Annotated in this window: 1 protein-coding gene; it reads right to left on the bottom strand. The window is 74.1% G+C overall.

Going from position 1 to position 5,224, the window contains the following annotated elements:
- Window positions 1-5,224 (bottom strand): SDR family NAD(P)-dependent oxidoreductase (locus ACIOWN_RS34365; protein ID WP_401984460.1); only part of this gene is annotated, 5,224 nt, incomplete at both ends.

The following is a 5,224-nucleotide window of genomic DNA, read 5'->3' as shown; positions in this document are numbered from 1 at the left end:
CGACTTGCCGGACAGCACCCACGGCACCACCGCGGGCTCCACCACGTCCGCCTCCGGCGCGACCGAGGCACCGACCACCGTGCCCTGAATCACCTGCGCAGGCTGCTCCAGGATCACGTGCGCGTTCGTACCACTGATACCGAAGGAGGAGACACCGGCGCGGCGCACCCGGTCCGTCTCCGGCCACTCCGTCTGCTCGGTGAGCAGTTCGACGGCTCCGGCGCTCCAGTCGACGTGCGAGGACGGCTCGGAGATGTTGAGGCTGCGAGGCAGCACACCGTGCTGCATCGCCATGACCATCTTGATGACACCGGCGACACCGGCCGCGGCCTGCGTGTGACCGATGTTCGACTTCACGGAGCCGATCAGCAGGGGCCGGTCCTCCGGGCGGTTCTGCCCGTAGGTGGCGATCAGGGCCTGGGCCTCGATCGGGTCGCCCAGCGTCGTACCCGTGCCGTGCGCCTCGACGACGTCCACGTCACCGGTCGAGAGTCCGCCGCTGGCGAGGGCCTGGCGGATCACCCGCTGCTGGGACGGACCGTTCGGGGCCGTGAGGCCGTTGGAGGCGCCGTCCTGGTTGACGGCGGAACCGCGGACCACGGCGAGGACGCGGTGGCCGTTGCGGATCGCGTCGGACTGCCGCTCCAGCAGGAGCATGCCGACGCCCTCGGACCAGCCGACGCCGTCCGCCGACTCGGAGAACGGCTTGCACCGTCCGTCCGGGGCCAGGTTCCGCTGCCGGGAGAACTCGACGAAGGTGTCCGGGATCGACATGACGGTGACACCGCCGGCCAGGGCGAGCGAGCACTCTCCGGCCCGCAGCGCCTGCGCCGCGAGGTGCAGGGCGACCAGCGCCGACGAGCACGCGGTGTCGACGGTCATCGCCGGGCCCTCGAAGCCGAACGTGTACGAGACACGGCCGGAGGCGATGCTCAGCGCGCTGCCCTGGCCCTGGAAGCCCTCGTACTCGGCGCCGTCGAGCACGGTGCCGTAGCCGCTGTACATGGCGCCGGCGAACACGCCGGTGCGGCTGCCCCGCAGGGTGACGGGGTCGATGCCGGCCCGCTCGATGGCCTCCCACGACGACTCGAGGAGCAGGCGCTGCTGCGAGTCGGTGGCCATCGCCTCACGCGGGCTCATGCCGAAGAAGTCGGCGTCGAAGTCCGCGGCGTCGTGCAGGAAGCCGCCGGAGCGGGTGTACGACGTGCCGGTGTGGGCCGGGTCCGGGTCGTACAGCGAGTCGACGTCCCAGCCGCGGTTGACGGGGAAGTCCGAGATGACGTCGCCGCCTTCGCCGAGCAGTCGCCACAGGTCCTCGGGCGAGGCGATGCCGCCGGGGAAGCGGCAGCTCATGCCGACGATCACGATCGGGTCGTCGTCCAGGAGCGCCTCGGCCGGCACGGCGTCCTCGGCGTCCGACTCGGCGTCGGGGCCCAGGAGTTCGGTGAGCAGATGGTCGGCGAGCGCGGCGACGGTCGGGTAGTCGAAGACCGCCGTGGCGGACAGGCGGACACCGGTGGCGGCGCCGAGCCGGTTGCGGAGTTCGACCGCGGTGAGCGAGTCGAAGCCGAGGTCGCGGAAGGCGCGGGACGGGTCGACCCCGCCGCCGCCGGAGTGGCCGAGCACCAGCGCGGCCTGTTCGCGGACCACGGTGACCAGGGCGTCGCGCCGTTCGGTGCGCTGCAGCCGGACGAGCCGCTCGACGAGCCCGGTGTCGCCCGTGGCGGCGGTGGCCGCCGCGCGGCGGGCGGGGGCGCGGACGAGACCGCGCATCAGCGGTGCGACGGTTCCCCGGTCGCGCAGCACGGCGAGGTCCAGGCGGACCGGGACGAGGGCGGCACTGCCGGTGGTGAGGGCGGTGTCGAAGAGGGCGAGGCCCTGCTCGACGGTGATGAGCGGCATCCCGGACTCCGCGGCCCGGCGGATGTCCCGCTCGTCGAGCCCGGCCGTCATGCCCGCACCCTGCGCCCAGGCGCCCCAGGCGAGCGAGAGGCCCGGCAGTCCCAGGGACTGGCGGTGGGCGGTCAGGGCGTCCAGGAAGGCGTTGCCGGCCGCGTAGTTGGCCTGTCCGGCACCGCCGAACACACCCGCGACGGACGAGAACACCACGAACGCGTCCAGATCCAGACGGCGCGTCGCCGCGTGAAGGTTCCAGGCTCCGTCCACCTTGGGGCGCAGAACGGCCGCGAGCCGCTCCCCGGTGAGAGAACCGAGCACACCGTCGTCCAGGACGCCGGCCGTGTGCACCACCGCAGCGAGCGGATGCTCCACCGGTATGCCCGCGACCAGCGCGTCCACCGCGTCCCGGTCGGCGACGTCGCACGCCGCGACCGAGACCTCGGCACCCAGCCCCTCCAGCTCCGCCACCAACTCACCGGCGCCCGCGGCGTCGAGACCGGAACGGCTGGTCAGCAGCAGACGCCGCACCCCGCGCTCCGTGACGAGGTGACGGGCCACCAGACCGCCCAGGCCACCCGTACCACCCGTCACCAGCACCGTCCCCTCGGACGACCAGGCGCGGGGCACGGTCAGCACGATCTTGCCGATGTGCCTGGCCATGCTCATGTGGCGGAAGGCGTCCCTGGCGTGCCTGATGTCCCACGCACGGACCGGCAGCGGGTGGAGGTGCCCGGCGGCGAACAGTTCCGTCAGCTCACGGCCCATGGCGGCGATCGCCTCGGGATCCACGTAGGCGAGGTCGAAGGACTGGTAGGTGATGCCGTCCGGGACCGAGTCGTCCTCGCGGATGTCGGTCTTGCCCATCTCCAGGAACCGGCCGCCCGTGCCGAGCAGTCGCATCGACGCGTCGACGAACTCACCGGCCAGGGAGTTCAGGACGACGTCGAGGCCGTTCTCGCCCGCGACGGCGGCGAAGGCCGCCTCGAAGTCGAGGGTGCGGGAGGAGGCGATGTGGTCGTCGGCGACCCCGAGGGAGCGCAGCACGTCCCACTTGCCCTCGCCGGCCGTCGCGAAGACCTCCGCGCCGAAGTGACGGGCGATCTGGATCGCCGCCATACCGACACCACCGGCACCGGCATGGATCAGGACCTTCTCCCCCGCCTTCAGCCCGCCGAGTTCCTTCAGCGCGTGGTAGGCGGTGAGGAACACCAGTGGCAGGGAGGCGCCGATCTCCCAGGTGCAGTGCTCCGGGAGGTGGGTGAGCCGGCGGGCGTCGGTCACGGCGAGCGAGGCGAAGCTGCCGGAGACCATGCCGAGGACGCGGTCGCCGGGGGCGATGTGGGTGACGTCCGGGCCGACCTCGACGACCACACCGGCGGCCTCGTGGCCGAACCGCCCGGCGTCGCCGGGATACATGTCGAGGGACTTGAGGACGTCGCGGAAGTTGAGGCCCGCGGCGCGGATCTCGATGCGGGCCTGGTGGCCGGTGAGCGGCTCCAGGGCCTCGGGGTGCGGGGTGAGGGCGAGGCCGTCGATGCTGCCCGCCGTGGCGCTGTCGAGGCGCCATGCCCGCTGGGCCGGCAGCGTCATGGCGCCGGCGGAGTCGAAGCGGGCGAGGCGGCCGGCCAGGACCACGTCGTCGCGGAGCGCGAGCTGCGGTTCTCCGCTGCCGAGCGCCCCCAGGAACAGCCGTCCGCGTTCGGCGGCGTCGCTGGTGGCGCCGGCCGCTTCCCGGTCGATGAGCACGAAGGTGTCGGGGCTCTCGGACTGGGCGGAGCGCACCAGGCCCCAGACCGCCGCGGCGGCGACGTCGGTGACCTGGGAGCCGCCCGCCTCGACGGCGCCGCACGTCACGAAGACCAGCCGGGCCCCGGCGAACCGGTCCTGAGCCGTCCACTGCTGGGCGAGGGCGAGGGCCTCGGCGGCCACGGTGTGCGCGGCCTCGGCGACGGGAGCGGCGGTGCCGTCGACGGCGACGACGACGGTGCCGGGGATGTCGGTGCCGTCCGCCGCGAGGGCGGCCAGGTCCCGGTGGGTCGTGACGGCGGCGCCGGCCGCGGCCAGGTCCTCGGCGAGCTCCGTGGTGTCCGGGCCGACGAGCGCGACGGCTGCCGGGACGTCGCCGTCCTGCGGGAACGGGGTCCAGTCGAGGGTGAACAAGGCGTCGCGGGCGATGCCGGCGGCCTCGTTCAGCTGATCGCCGGTGACGGGCCGGACCAGGAGCCGGTCGACGGAGGCGACCGGCTGACCGGTGGTGTCGCAGACGGCGATCGCGACGGACTGCCCCGCCTCGTCGGTCGGGGCCAGCCGGACCCGCAGCGCGGTGGCGCCGGTGGCGTGCAGAACCGCGCCCTCCCAGGCGAATGGGAGCCCGCCGTTGCCCTCCTCACCCTCGTGGGCGACGAGCGCGGCGTGCAGGGCGGCGTCGAGCAGCGCGGGGTGCAGGCCGAAGCCGGCCTCGTCGTCGGCGACGTGGGCCTCCGGCAGGACGACCTCCGCGTAGAGGACGTCTCCGCTGCGCCAGGCGGCCCTGAGGCCCTGGAAGACCGGGCCGTAGCCGAAGCCGAGGGCGGTGAAGCGGTCGTAGCAGCCGTCGGTGTCGAGGGCTTCCGCGCCGGCCGGCGGCCACACGGTGGCGTCGAAGCCGGTGTCGCCGGTGGTGCCGGCCGGCACGAGGGTGCCGGTGGCGTGCTGCGTCCAGGACGCGTCGCCCGCGTCCTCGGGGCGCGAGTGGACGGTGACGGTGCGCCGGCCGGTCTCGTCGGCGACGCCGACCCTGACCTGGGTCTGGACGGCGCCGCGCTCGGGAAGCACCAGCGGGGCGGCGAGGGTGAGTTCCTCGACGCGGTCGCAGCCGGCCTCGTCGCCCGCGCGGAGGGCGAGGTCGAGCAGGGCGGTGCCGGGCAGCAGGACGGTGCCGTGGACGGCGTGGTCGGCGAGCCAGGGGTGGGACTGGAGGGAGAGGCGGCCGGTGAACAGCACGCCCTCGCCCTCGGCGAGCTGCACCGAGCCGTTGAGCAGCGGGTGTCCGGCGGCGGTGAGGCCGACGGCCGCGGCGTCCGCGGCGGAGTGTGCGCCACTGGGCCAGTAGGTGGTGTGCTGGAAGGCGTAGGTCGGCAGGTCGACGCGGGTGGCGCCGGTGCCGGCGAAGAAGGCGGTCCAGTCGATCCGCAGTCCCGCCGTGTGCAGGGCGGCGAGGGCGGTCAGGGCGGCCGTCTCCTCGTCGCGGCCCTTGCGCAGGACCGGAATGGTGACGGTCTCGTCGCCGGTCAGCGACTCCTGCGCCATCGCGGAGAGGACCCCGTCCGGGCCCAGCTCCAGGAAC

The sequence above is a fragment of the Streptomyces sp. NPDC087787 genome, assembly GCF_044743035.1.
Taxonomy (GTDB): Bacteria; Actinomycetota; Actinomycetes; order Streptomycetales; family Streptomycetaceae; genus Streptomyces.
The sequence above is the reverse complement of the archived record's forward strand: the minus strand, read 5'-3'. Positions and strand labels throughout refer to the sequence as shown.